The sequence below is a fragment of the Limnohabitans sp. TEGF004 genome (assembly GCF_027924965.1).
GTDB lineage: Bacteria > Pseudomonadota > Gammaproteobacteria > Burkholderiales > Burkholderiaceae_C > Limnohabitans.
The window spans coordinates 1,266,398-1,267,797 of sequence record NZ_AP027056.1; the positions used below are offsets into that span (position 1 = coordinate 1,266,398).

The window sequence follows — 1,400 nt, forward strand, 5'->3', positions numbered from 1 at the left end:
GTCACAGACCCAACACGCGTGCACTGAACTGCGCGCTGCACCAAATGATGGCGGGGAACGAACACAGCCAGGCCCAGAAGAATCGGTTCAAACCAAAGAACCAAAACACCAAGAAGTGAAAGAAGGCCGCCACGGCGCAAAACACAGCGGCGAGTCGTGGGTCAAGCAAGCTGAAAGGAAACAAGATTTCCCACACGATAAAGCCCCACGAGCCCATCATCGCCAGCCACTTGTTGCGCAAGGGATGCGTGGCAGACAGCGGCCCATAAATGGCACCGTTCAAAAAAATGGTCATGGCCGAGCCATTGCGCCATTCAGGCCGCAGCAACTTGACCGCCCCCGACATGAAGTAAGACGTGATGGCTTGAATGGCGATGTACCAGAAGCCTGCTTGCCAGCCCAGCTCTGCATTACCCAACGCGCCCACCACTTGCGAGATGAGCAAGCCCGTGAGCACCACCAAGGTCATGAAATCGCTGCCGCCGTTGAACGCACCGCGCCAACGGATGAGGATGAGCAAGTTGCCCACAAACAAAAAGCCAATCAACGGCAACGAAGCGCCCTGCACTGCCAACAACACAGCGGCACACAGGCGCAGCAACAAATGCAGCTGGTGCATGCGCGGCTTGAACAGCACATCCAACAAAGCACGTATGGGCGCATTGGGAATATCTGCCCGTTGCAAGGGCCAAGACCAAAACGCATCGTCAGCGGTGTACTTGCCCATTCGCAAATACTCCAGCGTTTGAAGGGCCAAGCTCCACGCAAACACCAACTCGGTCGCGCGAATCGCCATCAAGGTGGGCGCTTCGACCAAAGCTTCTATCCAAGCTTGAATGAAAGTCGCCATCAACATGTGGCCACCTCCACAGGCGAGGTCATCATCACTTGCGTGTCCACGTTGTCACTTCGGCCATCCAACACCATGCGCAGTTCAAACTGGCGATGCGTGAAGTTCACATCATGCGCACGCAGCACTTGATCGACTAAGCGCTGCATCATTTTGTAGCTCACCAAACTGCGTGGGTCCTCGCCCTCGGGCAAGTCATGCAAGTCGGCCCAAAAGTGGTCCACCATGTTTTGCTGGGCTAGTCCAATGTTGGTGTCGGGGTTGTGCACCAAGTGGCTCAAGCGGCGCAAGTGGCGTGGGTAAATCAGCACCCAGCCTGACCATTGCATCTCGCCCGAAGCCAGCTGCACGGCAGAGCGTGCATACAGATGCGGCACATAGCCCACCGCATGAAAGAACTTCCAATTCGGAAAAAATGCGCGCAACAAAAACAGCCATGGTCCCCGGATGATGGGGGTCTTGATGACAAGCGTGGCCACCAATATCACGAAATACAAAACGAACAGAGCTTCGGTCATAGCGCGAAATTCTAGGGGACCAAGAACGCGCT

The 1,400-nt window shown here is 55.6% G+C and carries 2 protein-coding genes; both read right to left on the reverse strand.

Annotated elements, in window-relative coordinates; genetic code table 11:
• Nucleotide 1 precedes the first annotated feature (1 nt).
• Nucleotides 2-856: a hypothetical protein gene (locus LINBF2_RS06275; RefSeq protein ID WP_281891237.1), complete on the reverse strand. Its 855-nt coding sequence runs from the start codon at nt 854-856 to the stop codon at nt 2-4.
• Nucleotides 850-1,368 carry a hypothetical protein gene (locus LINBF2_RS06280; protein WP_281891238.1) on the reverse strand — a complete coding sequence of 173 codons (519 nt, stop codon included), beginning with the start codon at nt 1,366-1,368 and terminating at the stop codon, nt 850-852. Before LINBF2_RS06280 ends, LINBF2_RS06275 begins: the two co-directional genes overlap by 7 nt.
• Between the last annotated feature and the right edge of the window lie 32 nt (nt 1,369-1,400).

What these genes read in the sequence shown, in the direction of transcription:
- LINBF2_RS06280 (WP_281891238.1), bottom strand. Translation starts at nt 1,368, where the DNA reads ATGACCGAAGCTCTGTTCGTTTTGTATTTCGTGATATTGGTGGCCACG.
- LINBF2_RS06275 (WP_281891237.1), bottom strand. Translation starts at nt 856, where the DNA reads ATGTTGATGGCGACTTTCATTCAAGCTTGGATAGAAGCTTTGGTCGAA.